Raw genomic sequence first — 16,903 nt, 5'->3', positions numbered from 1 at the left:
AAGCACCTAGAGATTTACGTGTCAATTGATGGAGATGATCAGCAAAGCGGAACAGTGGAACAGCCATTGAAAACATTAAAACAAGCAGCTTTATTGGCAAAAGCAGGGACTACTGTCTATGTGCGTGAAGGAACATATGAAGAAAAATTGACGATCAAACACAGCGGCAGCAGATCTATGCCGATTGTATTCAAGCCTTACCAAAATGAACAAGTCATCCTGAGTGGAAAGGGTTTTAAGAGTGTGGAAGACGACACCGCCATGATTACAATTGACAATAAAAATCATGTGGCGATCAGTGGATTCACTGTACAGGATCTATCGACAGATTCAGCAGACGCGACTGTGATGGGGATTCTGGTCACAGGGTCGAGCAGCCACATCCGATTGGATCATAATCATGTGCGGCGAATTGAAACCCATTCAGATCAAGGGAATGCTCATGGCATAGCGGTATATGGCGTCAATGCAATAAAAGACATTAAGTTGCTCAATAATAAAGTGGAGGATCTTAAGCTTGGAACCAGTGAAGCGCTCGTCCTCAATGGAAATATTGAGGGGTTTGAAATCAGCGGAAACGTGGTGCGCAGATGCAATAATATCGGCATCGATTTGATTGGACACGAAGGCATCTCATCGAATAAAAAAATGGATTATGCGCGAAACGGCGTTGTTTTCCAAAACGAAGTATACGCCATCTCAGCATACGGCAATCCTGCTTATGGAAATGAATACAGTGCGGCAGGGATTTATGTGGATGGGGGAAGAGATATTAACATTGAAGAGAACCTGGTTTATAAAAATGATATTGGAATTGAAGCAACGTCAGAACAACAAGGACAGGCTGCCGAACACATCAAGATTCATAAAAATACGGTCTATGGAAATGCGTATACCGGTATATCCATTGGTGGGTATGACGAGGAGCGTGGAGGGACCCGCAATTCCCATATTGCGAAAAACATATTGTACAGGAATGATGCCAAGGGAATAGGCGGGGGACAATTGATGATTCAGCATGATGCACAAGGCAACAAGATTGAAAAAAAACATCTTAACTGCTGGTGCTAATCGTATTTTCATCGCTAATTATTTTAAAACAGGGAAAAATAATAAACTCATTCAAAATGTGTTTCATAAAGAAAATGGAGAAAAGGGGATTTGGATTTGGGAAGATGAAGAATTCACTTCTTTTACAGCCTTTGAATCAGTTTCAGGAACTGACAAAGCAACAAGGTATACAGATCCCAAATATGTGAATTCCAGTAGTTTTGATTTCAGATTCGCTGAAGATTCTCCGATAAAGGGGATTTTTGAATGACTGTGGAATATTCATCTGGGAAAGTTTGAGGAAAGAAGTTCCTCGATCAAGAGTGAAATAGGATTTCCGGCTCGAGTATGGCTTGTTTATTGATTAAGCAAGTTGCAGCTTCAAGACGCTAAAAGGTAGAAAAGCTGCAGAAGGGTACGATTGCTCCATGCCTATCTGCAGCCTATGAACTTCCTTTGCAAAAAGTGGATTTTATTATTGGCCAATTCGGACAATCGGCTTGATCGTGATTCCTTTTTTTGAGTCTTCGAATGCATCGTTAATCTGGTCAAAATCATACACTTTAATCAGTTTATCGAACGGAAACAGACCTTGTTTGTAATAATCGACCAATTGGGGAATGAACACTTGCGGAATAGAGTCGCCTTCAATTACGCCCATTACCGTTTTGCCTTCCGCCATGATGTCATTATGGACATCAAAGGTGATTTCAGGTGTTACGCCGACAATGGCGCATGAACCGAGTGGACGGAGGGCATGGATGGCTTGTTTGACTACAGGCGGTACCCCTGTCGTTTCAACGGCATAATGGGTTCCTACGTTGGTGATTTTTTTGATTTCCTGTACGACGTCGACATTTTTTCCGTTTAAGGTATGTGTCGCACCAAGTTCTTTGGCCAGTTCCAGGCGGTTGTCGTGGATATCAACCGCAATGATGTTAAGGCAACCTGCAATTTTTGCAGCCATGACAGCACTCAATCCAACTGCGCCACTGCCATAAATGGCGATGGAAGAACCGAATTCGGGATTGAACCGGTTCAATACTGTACCAGCGCCAGTCTGAATGCCACAGCCAAGTGGACCGAGGAGCGCCAAATCGACTCCTGGATCGACTTTGATGACATTGCGTTCATGAGCAACCGCAAAAGTTCCAAAAGACGATTGGCCGAAAAACGTCGACACGGCGTGGTCGTGGTGATGGATTCGGTTTGTGCCGTCCTGCATTTTGCCGCCAAAGTTCAATTCGTTGAAGTTCAGGCAAACCGTCGGGTGTCCAGTCAGGCAATTTTCACAGTGGCCACAATAAGCGAAAGACAGCACCACGTGGTCGCCAGCCTTAATCGTTGTCACTGCAGCCCCCACTTTTTCAACAACTCCCGAGCCTTCATGCCCAAGAACAGCAGGAAATGGGGATAATCCTAAATCCCGTGCCACGGCATCTGTGTGGCAAACTCCCGATGCTACAATTTTGACCAATACCTCATTCATCTTCGGTTCGCCCAATTCCACTTCTTCAAATTTAAAATCTTCTCCTAAACCATGTGTTACAGCTGCTTGGATTTTCATTCAAATCCTCCTCCTTTAAATTGATGTCCTTATCCTACTACCCGTTCAGTTTTTATTTAGACATGGTAATCAAAGTGAATGAGGACTTCCAGCAGCCAGAAAAACTAGAATTTATCATTGCCAATAATTAAGTGTGTAGCTTCAATTTGCCTTATTGGAAATAGCGATCCTGATGTGCTTAACTCGAATTAAGCATTAAACACATGAAAGGAGGAAGTAAGATGGACAGCAATTCAATTGCTCCTGCCGGTTTCATGAAAGCTGCTGTATTGCATGCGTTCGGAAATGAAAACCAGTTGGCGACTGAGTTTATCCCGGTACCGGATGTTGGCAAGGATGAGATAGTGATGAAAGTGGAATTTGCAGGAATCGGGCAATGGGATCTTTTTGAAAGGCAAGGCGGTTATGCGGAGATGCTGAAGATGGAAGTGGAGTTTCCTTATGTGCTGGGCTCTGAAGGTTCCGGAACCATTATTTCAAAAGGCGAAAATGTAAATGAATTTGAAATAGGGGATAAGGTGATGGCCGCAGGTTTTCTGAATCCGAAAGGCGGCTTCTATGCAGAGTATGCAACAGTCGACCGGAAATATGTAACGCTTGTTCCAACGTCTCTAAATGCGCAAGAAGCGGGCGGGATTTTAGGAGTGGGGATAACGGCATTGCGCGGGTTGGATGATGTGCTTCAGCTGCAAAAAGGTGATTCCGTCGTCATTTTAGGTGCCAGTGGAGGAGTTGGCCATATAGCGGTCCAACTCGCCAAAAAAATTGGTGCCCGGGTTTTTGCCATTGCCTCAGGAGCAGATGGAGTCGGGATGGTCCACAACCTGGGTGTAAAGAATGTCGCCGATGGCTATGCAGAGAACTTATTGGCTGCGGCAAAAGCAGCAGAACCCGAAGGATTTGATGCCGCTTTATTGACTGCGGGAGGAGAAGCGGCGAAATCGGTCATGCAATCCATGAAAAAAAATGGGCGGATAGCGTATCCAAACGGAGTTTTTCCATTGCCGGAAAGTAAAGATTTTAAGACAATTGCCTATAATGGAGACCCAGATGCGGATATAATCAGCAGGTTTGTTCATTATGTGAAGAATGGAAACGTAAAAGCGCATGTGGACAAAGTTTTTACTTTAGAACAAGCTTCTGCTGCTCACGTGGCTTTACAGCAACATTATTTAGGGAAACTGGTATTGGAAATAGAGTGAAACAGATTCTTAAAATGCTTTCCAGGCAAAGGAGAAAGCTTGTACATGCAGCATAAAAAAGCGAAGAAACGTAGTTTTAGTTTCTTCGCTTTTCAATTTCCTGTCTATTCAATTAAGTTGCCGGAGACCAATTTCAAGAAACCAATTTCAAGCCTACTGCCGCCCCTAAAACCATCGCCATAAAGAAAATTCGCTTCCAATCTGCGGATTCATTGTAAAATAGCATGCCGAGAATGGCTCCGCCTGAAGCGCCGATTCCTGTCCAAATGGCATATGCAGTTCCCATGGCCAGGGTTTCCATTGCATAAGACAAAAATACAAAGCTCGCCCCAAAACCGGCAATCAACAATACTAGAGACTGCCAATTGCGGTCCTGGTGCAATTTATTTATCATCGCAACCCCCATCATTTCGAATATCCCCGCCAAAACCAATGCTGTCCATGCCATTACGCTTCTCCTCCTTCAGAAACAGGGTCTGGCGTGACCAGTTTCAGCCCGATGACGCCTGCCAGCAAAACTCCGACCAGTAATAGTTTTGAAGCATTGAACGGTTCATTGAAAAAAATGATTTCGGAAAGCATCGTCCCCGCTGTTCCTAAACCGACGAAGACTGCATAGACGGTCCCCACCGGTAACTTTCTTCCTGCCATGATCATGACAGTAAAACTGATGACAATCGCGATGACCGTGACTGCCCAATCCCAAAAACCGTCTGCGTGTTTTAATCCGATAACCCATACCACTTCAAAAACTGCCGCTAATACAACTTTTAACCAATTCGAATTCATTCTATCTTCCTCCTTCGTTGAATTATGGGAATAAAAAAAGCCTGAGAGAACTGTAAATACAGTTTCTCCCAGGCTTTTGTCCTTCCGTGACACAGCAGAGCTGTGAGTTTTCTCTCGGACCAGACCAGCTTGTTTGCTGCGGAACCCTAGAAAACATTTCAATTATACAATTAACCCGTATTGTACACGCTTCAACGCAATCCTTCAATTAATGGGTGCTTATAATTAATCAATTTGCCTTTCACTCATCTTATCCGCTATTTTTTGTGCATTCGGATCTTTTTCTTCCTGCAGGCGGCTAATGATGTTTTGGTAATCGGTTTTGTTTCGGTTCTGGCTCATTTTATAGGCGGCTTGAACTTCTCTCAACGGAATCTTGAAACCAACTATGCCTTTCAATTCTCTCTCCAATAGCTCACGGGAGAGGGTATCCCAAAGAACTGGATTGGCACGGTGGCTTTCGTACTTTTCCATTAAACGAGTCAGATCCTGTTTCAATTCTTCTTCGGTTAAGATTTGCGCAGTTCCATAAATGTGGACAGCCTGATAATTCCAGGTCGAGACATTTTCCTGTTCATACCAGGAAGACGATATGTAAGCGTGCGGTCCTTGAAACATGACCAATACATCTTCATCTGTTTCGAATGTCCGCCACTGGGGATTGCCATAAGCCATATGTCCGGTAATACAGTATCCTTCCTCTTCTTTTATTAACTGTAAAGGCAGATGTGTCGCAATGGGCTTGCCTTTTTTCGTGGTGACAAGTGTTCCGAAAGAATTTTGGTGAACAAACTCCCGAATTTCCTCAAACTCACTGACTTTAAAATACTTTGGAATATACATCATGTTCCGCCTTTCTGACAAGTGTTAGTGGAGTGTTTTAACCATGATCAAATCGACTTGTTCGTCATCGCCCATATAGAAAGAATGGGATCCTGTTTGCACAAATCCTTTTTTTCGATAAAACGCAATGGCGTTTGCATTTTCTTCCCAAACACCGAGCCAGATCCTTTTTTTGTCTTGTTCAGCTGCCATTTCGAAGGCTTTGTTCAACAGCTGTTTCCCCAACCCATGTCTTTGAAAGGCTTTCTTTATATAAATCCGCTCGACTTCCAATGAGTCAGACCCCATCGGTTCTGTCTGTGCAGCATCCGTATTGAGTTTCAGGTATCCTGCCACTTGTTGGTCAACATACATTAAGTAGAAGTGGGAAAAAGGGGTGGTTAATTCTTTTTCCAATTTGTCCAAGTCATAAGCTTTGTCTAAATAAGCCTGGAGGTGTTCAGGTGAATTCTGGTCCTTGAATGTTTCAGTGAATGTAATAATGCTGATAGCTTGAAGTTCGTGTATCTCGTTAAGTGTACACGCTGTTAACATTGTAGCCATATATGAATCATCACTCCTTTAAGTGGTCAATAGTTTCGCTTCTTGCCTTTTTTAACAGATTCCCAATCCTTTTCGACATTTTTCCGGATGCGCTGCAGAAGACCAAAAGCAGTTTCTGCTTCTTCTTCAGAGAAACCGGACAATGCAACTTGATCGGAATGATCGTTCTCCTTTCTGATGAAAGGGTAGACGGCTCGCGCTTTATCTGTTGGAAAGAGATTTTTATTTTTTTTGTTAGCTGGATTGTCTTTTTTTTCGATAAATCCATTTTTTTCAAGTTTTTGGAGTGCGCGGGCTGCAGTTGATTTATCGACTTTAATCATCTCCAATAATTGTGCTTGAATGATTCCTGGATGTTCGCAAATGCGTATGACATACAAATACTGTCCTTTGGTCAAATCGAACTCTTTAAATTCAATATTGCTTATGGAGTCCAAGGCTCTGGCGATCATGCCAATTTCACGTAGAATCTCTTTCATAAAAAATCTCCTCATTTGAATAGCAGTTTAGCAAGTGTTTGAAATTGAATATAACAGTTCATAGTTGCATTTGCAACAAAAAGATAGCTTTTGTCTTTCCTGATAGAAAGTGACGGCAGACAAATTGCTAAAAATTATTGTACAAATTATTGATTTTATAAAAAATTTGTTTAATTCGTGCTTTACTTTGTATAGAATAGGATTAGCTTGAACAGTTTGCAGTAATATAGGAGGTTGCGTACTACACAAGATGGATCGTAAGGATGGATTATGTTGCAGTTTTAATGGAAATTAACAGGGGGAATAATGTATGAAAGTGTTCAAAATGTGGAATCAGATAAGCTTAGTGAAACAAATATTAATTGGGTTGATTTTTGGAGTGGTTTTAGCTGTTTTGATTCCTGACGCAGCCAAATCCTTAACTATTTTTGGCACGCTATTTGTAGGCGCATTAAAAGCAGTTGCTCCTATACTGGTCTTGTTTCTTGTCATGGCGTCAATCGCTCAGCATAGAAGTGGCCAACAGACAAATATGAAATCTATCATCTTCCTTTACCTGTTAGGTACGTTTTTTGCAGGATTGATAGCTGTGATCGCCAGTTTCATTTTTCCTGTAAGTATTGCACTTACTCAGGGAGCAGAAGATTTAGCGGCTCCGGGGAATGCAATTGAAGTAATTAAAACTTTATTGTTGAATGTCGTCGATAATCCAGTCAGTGCCCTATACAATGCAAACTACATCGGCATTTTAGCTTGGGCGATTGTTCTTGGAGTCGCATTGAGAACAGCACCAGATTCTACGAAATTACTTATTACCAATTTTTCTGATGCAATTATCAAGATGGTTGGCTGGATAATCAAGTTAGCGCCACTCGGCATCATGGGCTTAGTGATTGAGTCGATTACGACAAATGGACTTGAGTCATTGCTGAGCTATGGAAAGCTCCTTGCACTGTTAATCGGCTGTATGCTGTTTGTGGCTCTTGTAGTTAATCCGCTAATCGTATTTATAAACATACGCCAGAACCCATATCCACTTGTATTTAAATGTTTACGAGAAAGTGGTATTACGGCATTCTTTACACGTAGTTCTGCAGCGAATATTCCAGTAAATATGACTTTATGTGAAAAGCTGGGGTTGGATAAAGACACTTATTCTGTTTCAATTCCTCTAGGAGCAACGGTTAATATGGCCGGTGCAGCTGTTACAATTTCTGTATTGACACTTGCTGCAGTCCATACGCTCGGCATACAAGTCGATATTCCAACGGCGATTATTCTTAGCGTCTTAGCAGCTGTATGTGCATGTGGTGCTTCTGGTGTGGCTGGCGGTTCCCTATTGCTTATTCCTTTGGCTTGCGGCTTGTTTGGAATCCCTGCAGATGTAGCGATGCAAGTAGTTGGCGTTGGGTTTGTCATTGGTGTATTGCAGGATTCTTTTGAAACATCGCTTAACTCTTCAACGGATGTTCTTTTTACAGCAACAGCTGAATACAAGAAGCGTCTAAAAGAAGGAGAGAAAGTAAACTTCAAAGAAGCTTTTGCTATCAAAAAACCTTCTGAAGATCTAGTGAAAAACTGAGTTAATTGATTTTTCGAATCAAGTGAGCGTAAGTTGTCGAATAAAAATTAATTGAACCAATAAGATGGAATAAGCCGATTTATAAAACAGTAAGCTGTATGATCCCGTTTTTCGGAATCATGCAGCTTACTATTTTGTTCCAGCGGCAGATCTAAGAAACTTTATCACCAAGGTTTGAAAACAGGGAAAAGATGGTATTAATGTAATGTGTTTTAATTTGTTAAAAAAATGATATTTGTAATAAAAAGATTCATACATACTGGGTAAGTTAAGCCGGAGAACAGATGTAGGAACTCCTTTAGCCCTTGAATTATTTTGCGCTGATCAGTTTGTGGAACAGTATCAATAACAACCTATGGAGGAAGGTTTGTTTCATGATCAGACAAAGCCATGACGGCCCTGTCTTTTTGGCGGGTAATTTTTTGATGGCATTTATCCTTTTGAGCGGCTGTGTTGAAGCTGACGAACAGACTTCGCCTTTTCCTTCTGCGGAAGAAAAAAAGGAGCTGGAGAAGGGAAGGGATGAGCAGGAAATTACTCAAGCAATAGGGCCGGTAGAAGAAGATGCTGTCAGTGGGATGGAAATTGGATTGCAAACTACAGAAGTTTCAGATGCTGAAGTTTTTCAATATTTTTTGGGTCGTTTACAGGAAGAGCAATGGGAAATGGTCCTTCTGGAAGTGAAAGAAGCTGCTGAAATTCGTGTACCGTCGGATGATTTTAAAGAACCGCATATGACTCATGCAGTTTTGGAAAAACAAAATTATTCACACGACTATGCGTGGTTGGAAATCAACGATGTGAACGAGAAATTCAATACAATCTGGCAAAAGCATTGGGGAAAAATCCTTGCAGGATCTGAGGATTTTGAGGAAGGAGTTTTATCTGAACACCTGAGCAGCATCCAACGGAAGTATGAAACCTTATTGAATCAAATCAGCTATATGGAATTTAAGAATTCCACGGAATATGCTCAGCATTTGCATGACTATAAATTATACCTTGAAGGAGCAATACTTTATCGGATGGAAGCAGCCTCCGCATTCCTGGAAGCATTGGAGACGAAACAATCGTGGGTTGCATTGGTGAATGAGTCGGTGGAAGCCGCAATAGAATCTGAGGCCTATGCCAGATTGGCGGCCTCTGAATTGACGAGTTATGAAAATGGTTTTTAAACAGGTTTAGATGAGAATTCGACGTTAAACTAGCAGATGCCGAAAAGAACAAATGTCCTTTTCGGCATCTTCTAATTTTTATGTTTCTTTTTCTCGACCGCCAATAGGAAAGGAGGAGAATGCTTTTGATTGATGAATTCATATTTCAACACATCGAAAGACTTTTGCGGCAAAGTTGAAACGAATTCCATCACGGCATCGCGTTCGTCGCTGCCGCCTTCGTGTCCGCTGTATACAACAACCAACAATAAACCATTTGCCTTCAGCAAATCCAAACATTGCTGGAGGGCAGTCAATGTGCTTTGGGCTTTCGTGATGATGCTATGGTCGCCTTTCGGCAAATACCCTAAGTTAAAAACAGCTGCGGATACCGATTCTTTAACATACTCTTGGATTTTTGCATGGCTGTCATGAACAAGCTCTACATGCTGGTAGCCGCGAACTTTCTCGCTTGTCGCTTTGATTGCTTCTTGTTGGATGTCAAACGCGAAGACTTTACCGGAAGGTCCGGTCAACTCGGCAAGAAAAAGGGTATCATGCCCATTGCCTGCCGTGCCGTCTATGACACAGTCTCCGGGAGAGACAGCTTCTTCAAGCAAGGATTTTGTAAAAGGCAACACACGTTCCAACGTCATAACGCCACACTTCCCTCGGCCAATTTCCCTTGCCAGCTTCCGCGCCGTTCTAATTCTCCATCAATGCCATTCAGCACTTCCCATTTGTTTGCACTCCACATCGGTCCGATCATCAAGTCAATGGGGCCGTCCCCGGTGATGCGCTGAACGACCATCTCAGGCGGCAGCACTTCCAGCTGATCAGCGACCAAATTGATGTATTCCTGTTTTTCCAAGAACTCGACCATGCCTTTTTCGTATTGCTTTACCATCGGTGTCCCTTTCAATAAATGAAGCAAGTGAATTTTGATGCCTTGTACATCAAGCTTGGCAACTTCACGGGCAGTCTCCATCATCATATCGCGGTCTTCCAGTGGCAAGCCATTGATGATATGGGTGCAAACGCGAATGCCTCGTTTGCGCAGTTTCGTAACACCTTCAACATAAGCCTCGAAATCATGTGCACGGTTGACCAATAAGGCTGTCCTTTCGTGTACGGTCTGAAGCCCGAGTTCCACCCACAAGTAGGTACGGCCATTCAACTCAGCCAAATAATCGACCACATCGTCCGGCAGGCAATCGGGGCGTGTTGCGATGCTTAAGCCGATGACATTCTCCTGTTCCAGTGCTGCTTCAAATTTTTCTTTGATGACAGGCAAAGGAGCATGTGTATTGGTATAGGCCTGAAAATAAGCCATGTATTTAGCGTCTTTCCATTTGCGGTGCATTTTTGCTTTGATTTTGTCGAACTGCACAGGGATGGGATCTACACGGTCACCCGCGAAATCACCGGATCCTGCCACACTGCAGAATGTGCAGCCGCCGTGGGCCACTGTGCCGTCACGGTTCGGACAATCAAAGCCTGCATCCAAGGCGATTTTCATAACTTTAAAGCCAAAATGGTCGCGCAGGTGGCGGTTCCATGTATAGTAGCGTTTTCCATCAGATGAAAAAGGAAATTCTGTGTTCACTCTAAACAACTCCTCTACCTGATATTGTAGCATGTCTTGGAAATGGCAAACAATCACCAGCAAAGGAGGTTGGCTAATTTTGTTCATATTGCGTTTCCAGCAATAGTTTGTTTAAATTAGAATGAAAGCGTTCTAATTAATAATATTCAGTTTATTGGCAAAGGGGGCACGATGGGATGAAACCGATTTACAGTTCTGCGAAAGAAGCCGTTGAACAGATTCAGGACGGAGCCACAATTATGGTAGGCGGATTTGGCTTAGTGGGAATACCTGAACAGCTCATACTGGCTCTTGTTGATAAAGGGGTAACTGATCTGACCGTCATTTCCAATAATTGCGGAGTGGATGAGTGGGGTCTTGGATTATTATTGAAAAACAAGCAGATCAAAAAAATGATCGGTTCGTATGTAGGGGAAAACAAAGAATTCGAGCGGCAAGTACTGTCTGGTGAAATTGAAGTGGAGTTAACGCCGCAAGGAACGCTTGCTGAGAAAATGAGGGCAGGCGGAGCAGGCATTCCCGCATTCTTTACACCGGCTGGCGTCGGGACAACGGTTGCGGACGGCAAGGAAATCCGCGAGTTTGGCGGTAAGGAATATGTGCTCGAACATGCTTTGAGGGCTGACTTTTCATTGGTTCGGGCTCACCGTGCCGATAAAATGGGGAACCTGGTGTACAACAAGACAGCACAGAACTTTAACCCGCTCGCTGCAGCCGCTGGGAAAATAACCATCGCAGAAGTCGAAGAAATCGTGGAAATCGGAGAAATTGATCCGAACCATGTGCAAACCCCGAGCATCTATGTCCAAGGTTTGCTGCAGGCGGACCAGGAAAAACGCATTGAGCGCTTAACAACACGCACTGTTTAGGGAAGGGTGGGGAAAAACGTGGATAAACAAGCAGTCAGAGAACGAATTGCAAAACGGGCCGAAAAAGAAATTAAAGACGGTGATTACGTCAACCTGGGAATCGGTATGCCCACGTTGGTGGCCAATTTCATTTCCGAAAACAAAAGCGTGGTGCTTCAGTCTGAAAACGGACTTCTGGGGATCGGACCTTATCCGACCGAAGATCAGGTCGACCCTGATTTGATCAACGCCGGAAAAGAAACAGTGACCACAATACCGGGATCCGCATTCTTTACAAGTGCGGAATCCTTTGCGATGATCCGTGGCGGACATATTGATGTGGCGATTCTCGGCGGCATGGAAGTAGCTGAGAACGGCGACTTAGCCAACTGGATGATTCCCGGCAAAATGATCAAAGGCATGGGCGGTGCAATGGATCTTGTCCATGGCGCCAAAAAAGTCATCGTCATCATGGACCACGTGTCAAAAGATGGCTCTGCCAAAATCAAAAAGCAATGCGATTTGCCGTTGACTGGCAAAGCCGTGGTCGACAAAATCATTACAGAACGTGCAGTTATCGAAGTGACGGACGCTGGACTGGTCCTGTCTGAGGTATTTGAGGGCTTTTCGGTCCAGGATATCATCGACTCTACAGATGCACCGCTGAACACCGATAACGTTAAAGTCTCATAGGCTATTGCCAAAAAACGGCCGTTCGTCTAAAATGAAGACAATAGCCAATGACAGCGAAGAGGACCAGTACATTGTGTGTTTTCCACAGAGAGCCGGCGGGTGGTGCAAGCCGGTGAAATGCGCAATCGAACTCACCTTGGAGTCAGTGTATGTGAAACCAAGTAAGATACACCGTTTTCCGCGTTAAGGAGTCAAGTTGAGCGAGCGTTCGCTAATTTGGGTGGTACCGCGGGAAAACTCCCGTCCCTTATTTATAAGGGACGGGAGTTTTTATTTTTGAGGAGGAACAGAAAAATGACATTCAAGCATAAGATAGTAGAAAAGAAATGGCAGAAATATTGGCAAGACAACAAAACATTCAAGATGGTGGATGACCCATCGAAACCGAAATTTTACGCATTGGATATGTTCCCATATCCATCAGGTGCTGGACTTCATGTTGGCCATCCAGAGGGGTACACGGCGACGGATATTTTGAGCCGCGTCAAACGCATGCAGGGCTATAACGTTCTTCATCCTATGGGATGGGATGCATTCGGTCTTCCAGCAGAACAGTATGCACTCGATACTGGCAACGATCCGGCCGAATTCACAGCGAAAAACATCGCAACTTTCAAGCGCCAGATTCAGGAACTTGGATTTTCCTATGATTGGGACCGTGAAATCAATACGACGGATCCTTCCTACTATAAATGGACACAATGGATTTTCATCCAATTGTATAATAAAGGCCTTGCTTATGTAGACGAAGTGGCAGTTAACTGGTGCCCGGCACTTGGCACGGTTTTGGCCAACGAAGAAGTTATCGACGGCAAATCAGAGCGTGGCGGCCATCCCGTCGAACGCCGTCCGATGCGCCAATGGGTGTTGCGCATTACGGAATATGCAGATCGTTTGCTTGAAGATCTGGATGATTTGGACTGGCCTGAAAGCCTGAAAGATATGCAGCGCAACTGGATCGGCAAATCTGAAGGGGCGGAACTGGAATTCCAGGTGGCAGACACCGAACATTCTTTCCGTGCTTTCACAACACGCCCGGATACGATTTTCGGCGCGACTTATGCGGTACTGGCTCCTGAACATAAATTGGTGGCAGCCATTACAACTGCCGGCCAACAACAGGCTGTCGAAAAATACATCGATGACGTCAAGACGAAAAGTGACTTGGAGCGCACCGATTTGGCTAAAGATAAATCAGGCGTCTTCACGGGTGCTTATGCAACCAATCCGGTCAGCGACGAAAAAATGCCGATCTGGATTGCCGATTATGTATTGGCGACTTATGGGACAGGCGCTATTATGGCGGTACCTGCTCATGATGAGCGCGATTATGAATTTGCTAAGCAATTCGATTTGCCGATTGTGGAAGTCGTTTCAGGCGGTAACATCGATGAAGAAGCGTATGCCGGCGACGGTGAATTGATCAATTCTGATTTCTTGAATGGCCTTAATAAAAAAGAAGCAATTGAAAAAGCCATCAACTGGTTGGTCGAAAAACAAGTCGGTGAAAAGAAAATCACTTACCGTCTGCGTGATTGGCTATTCAGCAGACAGCGTTATTGGGGCGAGCCGATTCCGATTATCCACTGGGAAGATGGCACAATGACACCGGTTGAAGAAAAAGACTTGCCATTGATGCTTCCGGTAACAACAGATATCAAGCCAAGCGGCACTGGCGAATCACCTCTTGCCAATATCGATGAATGGGTCAATGTCGTTCATCCTGAAACTGGCATGAAAGGGCGCCGTGAAACAAATACGATGCCACAATGGGCGGGCAGCTGCTGGTATTACTTGCGCTTTATCGATCCGACCAATGACGAAATGCTGGCAGATCCGGAACTTCTGAAACGCTGGTTGCCGGTTGATGTTTATATCGGTGGAGCTGAACACGCTGTGCTTCATTTATTGTATGCCCGTTTCTGGCATAAAGTACTTTATGACATCGGTGTGGTCTCGACGAAAGAGCCATTCCAGAAGCTGTTCAACCAAGGGATGATTCTTGGGGAAGGCAATGAGAAAATGTCGAAATCAAAAGGCAATGTCGTCAATCCGGATCAGATTATCGAAAGCCATGGTGCAGATACATTGCGCATGTACGAAATGTTCATGGGTCCACTAGAAGCTTCGATTGCCTGGTCAACGAACGGTTTGGACGGTTCCCGCAGGTTCCTGGACCGCGTATGGCGTCTGTTGATGGACGAAGAGCAATTGAGTGCTAAAGTCACCGATGCGAACGACGGCAAGCTGGACAAGGTTTATCACCAGACCGTCAAAAAAGTAACAGACGACTTTGAAGGCCTGCGTTTCAACACAGCGATTTCACAAATGATGGTCTTCGTCAATGAAGGCTATAAAGTGGATTCCATTCCAAAAGAGTACGTGGAAGGCTTTGTCAAACTGTTGTCGCCGATTGCACCTCACGTAGCAGAAGAACTGTGGGAGAAATTGGGGCACGAGGGTTCTGTGGCTTACGAAAATTGGCCGCACTACGACGAGTCGAAAATGGTCGATGATGAAGTTGAAGTCGTGGTACAAGTCAACGGCAAAGTAAAAACCAAGTTGACAATTGCCAAAGACAGCACAAAAGAAGAACTGGAGACGGCGGCACTGGCGGACGAACATGTCCAAAAAGCAGCCGAAGGCAAACAAGTACGAAAAGTTATCGTCATTCCAGGGAAATTGGTTAACATCGTAGTAGGGTAATGAAGAAAAGCGGAGTCTTCCGGTAGCCCCGAAAGACTTAAGGCGGACTGGCGAAGCGGCGCTTTTTGCCGCACAGCCAGGCAGACTTAAGATCCGAGGGGCTGGAAGACGGAGTCTGGACAGAAGAAAAGCGGAGTCTTCCGGTAGCCCCGAAAGACTTAAGGCGGACTGGCGAAGCGGCGTTTTTTGCCGCACAGCCAGGCAGACTTAAGATCCAAGGGGCTGGGAGACGGAGTCTGGACAGAAGAAAAGCGGAGTCTTCCGGGTACTTGAAAAGATAGAAGTTCTCGGATAGGCACAGTGCAATAGCAAAAAAGAGAGGCAGGCCGGAAAATTCCGGTCTGCCTCTCTATTGTTTAGATAGAAAAGTATCGTTTTGGTCCTTATCTTTGCAGCAAAACTATGGAATCGTTCACTTTTTCTTATTCTTATCAAAAGCGCGCCCGATCAGCAAAGCGCCGAAAATAATAAGCAATGGCAGAAAATAGACTAACAGCAACGTGTATTCGGTAAAGCTGTCCATTAATTTCAAGCCCCGCTTTCTACCTGGCTTTCCTGCACAAAACGCGCTGCACTTTGGCCGGCGACATTGCCCGTCACGAGTGCAGAGGTAATGTTGTAACCGCCGGTATAGCCGTGGATATCCAAAATTTCACCGCAGAAATACAAGCCTGGTTTCTTTTTGGACGCCATCGTTTTCGGTTCGATTTCCTTGATGGATACGCCGCCTCCGGTAACAAAGGCTTTCTCAATCGGCTGAGTGCCATTTACAAACATGCTGAAAGCAGTCAATTGCTGAGCGAATGCACGCACTTTTTCGCTGGCAAGTTCCGCGCCGGTCAATTGGGGGTCGATATCTGCACGCGCAAGAAGGAACAGCAGCCAACGTTCCTGTGCTAGACTTTTCCAAACGTTTTTAACCGATTTTTTGGGATCTTCTTTCATCATCTTAAAGAGCAGCTGAAATGCGGACTCTGCATTTTCATCGGGCATAGAATTGATGCGCATTTCCACAGGCTGGCCACCGTTTTTCTTCATTTCCTTGACGACATACTGGCTGCAGCGCAAAACGGCAGGTCCGCTCAATCCGAAATGGGTAAACAGCATATCCATCTGATGGGTCACGAGGACTTTGCCTTTTTTGTTCAAGACGGTTACGGCAGCATCACGCAGTGCGAGGCCTTGAAGTTCCTTGCTGACAATAAACGGTTCTTTCGACAGCAAAGGAACCTCGGTCGGATAAAGGTCGGTGACGGTATGCCCGGCTTTTTCGGCCCATGGGTACCCGTCTCCAGTAGAACCGGTTTGCGGCACGGCTTTGCCGCCGACCGCCACGACGATGGCTTTGGCCGTATACTCTTCGCCGGTATGAAGGCGGACGCCGGTTACTTTTTCGTCAGTCATCAATAATTTCTTGACTGGCGAATCGAGGAGCACGGTGACATTCAGCCGGTCCATTTCCTTGAACATGGCATCTGCCACGTCCTGTGCCCGGTTGGAGACCGGGAACATCCGGCCGTGGTCTTCTTCTTTTAAAGCGACGCCAAGTCCTTCAAAGAAGGAGATGATGTCTTCGTTATTGAAGACGGAAAACGGACTGTGGAGAAAGCGTCCATTTCCTGGAATATGTTTCACAATTTCGTCAAGAGGCAAGCGGTTGGTCACGTTGCAGCGGCCGCCGCCCGAAATAATTAATTTTTTTCCTAACTTTTTTCCTTTTTCGATCAACAAAACCTTTTGGTTTCTAGAAGCTGCGGCAATTGAAGCCATTAAACCGGAGGGACCCCCACCGATGATTATAACGTCATACATAAAATAAGAACTCGCTTTCGTTTTTCTCT

17 protein-coding genes, 1 riboswitch and 1 other annotated feature are annotated in these 16,903 nt (G+C 44.7%); of the genes, 8 read left to right on the top strand and 9 right to left on the bottom strand.

From position 1 onward, the window contains the following. Positions 1–18 precede the first annotated feature (18 nt). Positions 19–1,071 (top strand): DUF1565 domain-containing protein, encoded by a 1,053-nt coding sequence (locus QMA01_RS07320; RefSeq protein ID WP_290187041.1) that lies wholly within the window; start codon positions 19–21, stop codon positions 1,069–1,071. Then, entirely contained in the window at positions 1,040–1,321 is a 282-nt protein-coding gene (locus tag QMA01_RS07315; RefSeq protein ID WP_290187039.1) for a hypothetical protein, read from the top strand. The genes QMA01_RS07320 and QMA01_RS07315 overlap by 32 nt, the downstream gene beginning before the upstream one ends. A 204-nt stretch (positions 1,322–1,525) precedes the next feature. On the opposite strand, the gene QMA01_RS07310 is transcribed toward QMA01_RS07315, so the two are convergent. Beyond that, a complete protein-coding gene (locus QMA01_RS07310) occupies positions 1,526–2,617 on the bottom strand; it encodes an NAD(P)-dependent alcohol dehydrogenase (RefSeq protein ID WP_290214622.1) in 1,092 nt (363 codons plus the stop codon). 221 nt (positions 2,618–2,838) lie between these two features. On the opposite strand from QMA01_RS07310, the gene QMA01_RS07305 reads away from it, so the two are divergent. Then, complete coding sequence (locus tag QMA01_RS07305; RefSeq protein ID WP_290187035.1) at positions 2,839–3,819, top strand: quinone oxidoreductase family protein; 981 nt, start codon at positions 2,839–2,841, stop codon at positions 3,817–3,819. A gap of 133 nt (positions 3,820–3,952) precedes the next feature. On the opposite strand, the gene QMA01_RS07300 is transcribed toward QMA01_RS07305, so the two are convergent. The 5 genes from QMA01_RS07300 to QMA01_RS07280 form a co-directional block, all read right to left on the bottom strand. Then, positions 3,953–4,267, bottom strand: coding sequence for a DMT family transporter (locus QMA01_RS07300; protein ID WP_290214621.1), 315 nt, complete (start codon positions 4,265–4,267; stop codon positions 3,953–3,955). Continuing rightward, a complete protein-coding gene (locus QMA01_RS07295) occupies positions 4,267–4,608 on the bottom strand; it encodes a DMT family transporter (protein WP_290214620.1) in 342 nt (113 codons plus the stop codon). The genes QMA01_RS07300 and QMA01_RS07295 overlap by 1 nt, the downstream gene beginning before the upstream one ends. Before the next feature lie 63 nt (positions 4,609–4,671). Then, positions 4,672–4,769, bottom strand: a riboswitch (guanidine-I (ykkC/yxkD leader). A gap of 64 nt (positions 4,770–4,833) precedes the next feature. Then, positions 4,834–5,451, bottom strand: coding sequence for an FMN-binding negative transcriptional regulator (locus QMA01_RS07290; protein WP_290187074.1), 618 nt, complete (start codon positions 5,449–5,451; stop codon positions 4,834–4,836). A gap of 24 nt (positions 5,452–5,475) precedes the next feature. Then, a complete protein-coding gene (gene paiA / locus QMA01_RS07285) occupies positions 5,476–5,994 on the bottom strand; it encodes a spermidine/spermine N(1)-acetyltransferase (RefSeq protein WP_290187029.1) in 519 nt (172 codons plus the stop codon). Between the two features lie 26 nt (positions 5,995–6,020). Then, the gene (locus QMA01_RS07280; RefSeq protein ID WP_290187027.1) at positions 6,021–6,473 is read right to left on the bottom strand and encodes a MarR family winged helix-turn-helix transcriptional regulator; all 453 of its coding nucleotides are present in this window, start codon (positions 6,471–6,473) and stop codon (positions 6,021–6,023) included. 310 nt (positions 6,474–6,783) lie between these two features. Here QMA01_RS07280 and sstT point away from each other — a divergent pair, with 310 nt between their 5' ends. Both sstT and QMA01_RS07270 read left to right on the top strand, forming a co-directional pair. Continuing rightward, positions 6,784–8,055, top strand: coding sequence for a serine/threonine transporter SstT (gene sstT, locus QMA01_RS07275; protein WP_191716675.1), 1,272 nt, complete (start codon positions 6,784–6,786; stop codon positions 8,053–8,055). A gap of 374 nt (positions 8,056–8,429) precedes the next feature. After that, a complete protein-coding gene (locus QMA01_RS07270; protein ID WP_290214619.1) occupies positions 8,430–9,230 on the top strand; it encodes a hypothetical protein in 801 nt (266 codons plus the stop codon). Positions 9,231–9,301: 71 nt separating this feature from the next. Here the strand turns inward: QMA01_RS07270 and mnmM are convergent, their stop codons facing one another. Together mnmM and mnmL are read right to left on the bottom strand one after the other, a co-directional pair. Next, positions 9,302–9,865, bottom strand: a complete 564-nt coding sequence (gene mnmM / locus QMA01_RS07265; RefSeq protein WP_191716677.1) for a tRNA 5-(aminomethyl)-2-thiouridylate-methyltransferase MnmM — start codon at positions 9,863–9,865, stop codon at positions 9,302–9,304. Next, the gene (gene mnmL, locus QMA01_RS07260; RefSeq protein WP_191716755.1) at positions 9,862–10,848 is read right to left on the bottom strand and encodes a tRNA modification radical SAM protein MnmL/YtqA; all 987 of its coding nucleotides are present in this window, start codon (positions 10,846–10,848) and stop codon (positions 9,862–9,864) included. Before mnmL ends, mnmM begins: the two co-directional genes overlap by 4 nt. Positions 10,849–10,991: 143 nt before the next feature. Here mnmL and QMA01_RS07255 point away from each other — a divergent pair, with 143 nt between their 5' ends. The 3 genes from QMA01_RS07255 to leuS all read left to right on the top strand — a co-directional run bounded on the left by QMA01_RS07255 (position 10,992) and on the right by leuS (position 15,062). Next, positions 10,992–11,684 carry a CoA transferase subunit A gene (locus tag QMA01_RS07255; RefSeq protein ID WP_290214618.1) on the top strand — a complete coding sequence of 231 codons (693 nt, stop codon included), beginning with the start codon at positions 10,992–10,994 and terminating at the stop codon, positions 11,682–11,684. An 18-nt stretch (positions 11,685–11,702) separates the two neighbouring features. After that, a complete protein-coding gene (locus tag QMA01_RS07250; protein WP_191716679.1) occupies positions 11,703–12,356 on the top strand; it encodes a 3-oxoacid CoA-transferase subunit B in 654 nt (217 codons plus the stop codon). Between the two features lie 44 nt (positions 12,357–12,400). Then, positions 12,401–12,607 (top strand) — a binding site (T-box leader). A gap of 43 nt (positions 12,608–12,650) precedes the next feature. Beyond that, on the top strand, positions 12,651–15,062 hold the full coding sequence (leuS, locus tag QMA01_RS07245) for a leucine--tRNA ligase (protein WP_290214617.1): 2,412 nt from the start codon (positions 12,651–12,653) through the stop codon (positions 15,060–15,062). Positions 15,063–15,590: 528 nt separating this feature from the next. Here leuS and QMA01_RS07240 read toward each other — a convergent pair. After that, the gene (locus tag QMA01_RS07240) at positions 15,591–16,874 is read right to left on the bottom strand and encodes a BaiN/RdsA family NAD(P)/FAD-dependent oxidoreductase (RefSeq protein ID WP_191716681.1); all 1,284 of its coding nucleotides are present in this window, start codon (positions 16,872–16,874) and stop codon (positions 15,591–15,593) included. Positions 16,875–16,903 lie beyond the last annotated feature (29 nt).

Source organism: Planococcus notacanthi, from assembly GCF_030407825.1.
GTDB classification, from domain to species: domain Bacteria; phylum Bacillota; class Bacilli; order Bacillales_A; family Planococcaceae; genus Planococcus; species Planococcus notacanthi.
This window is presented reverse-complemented; position numbering and strand designations above follow the sequence as displayed.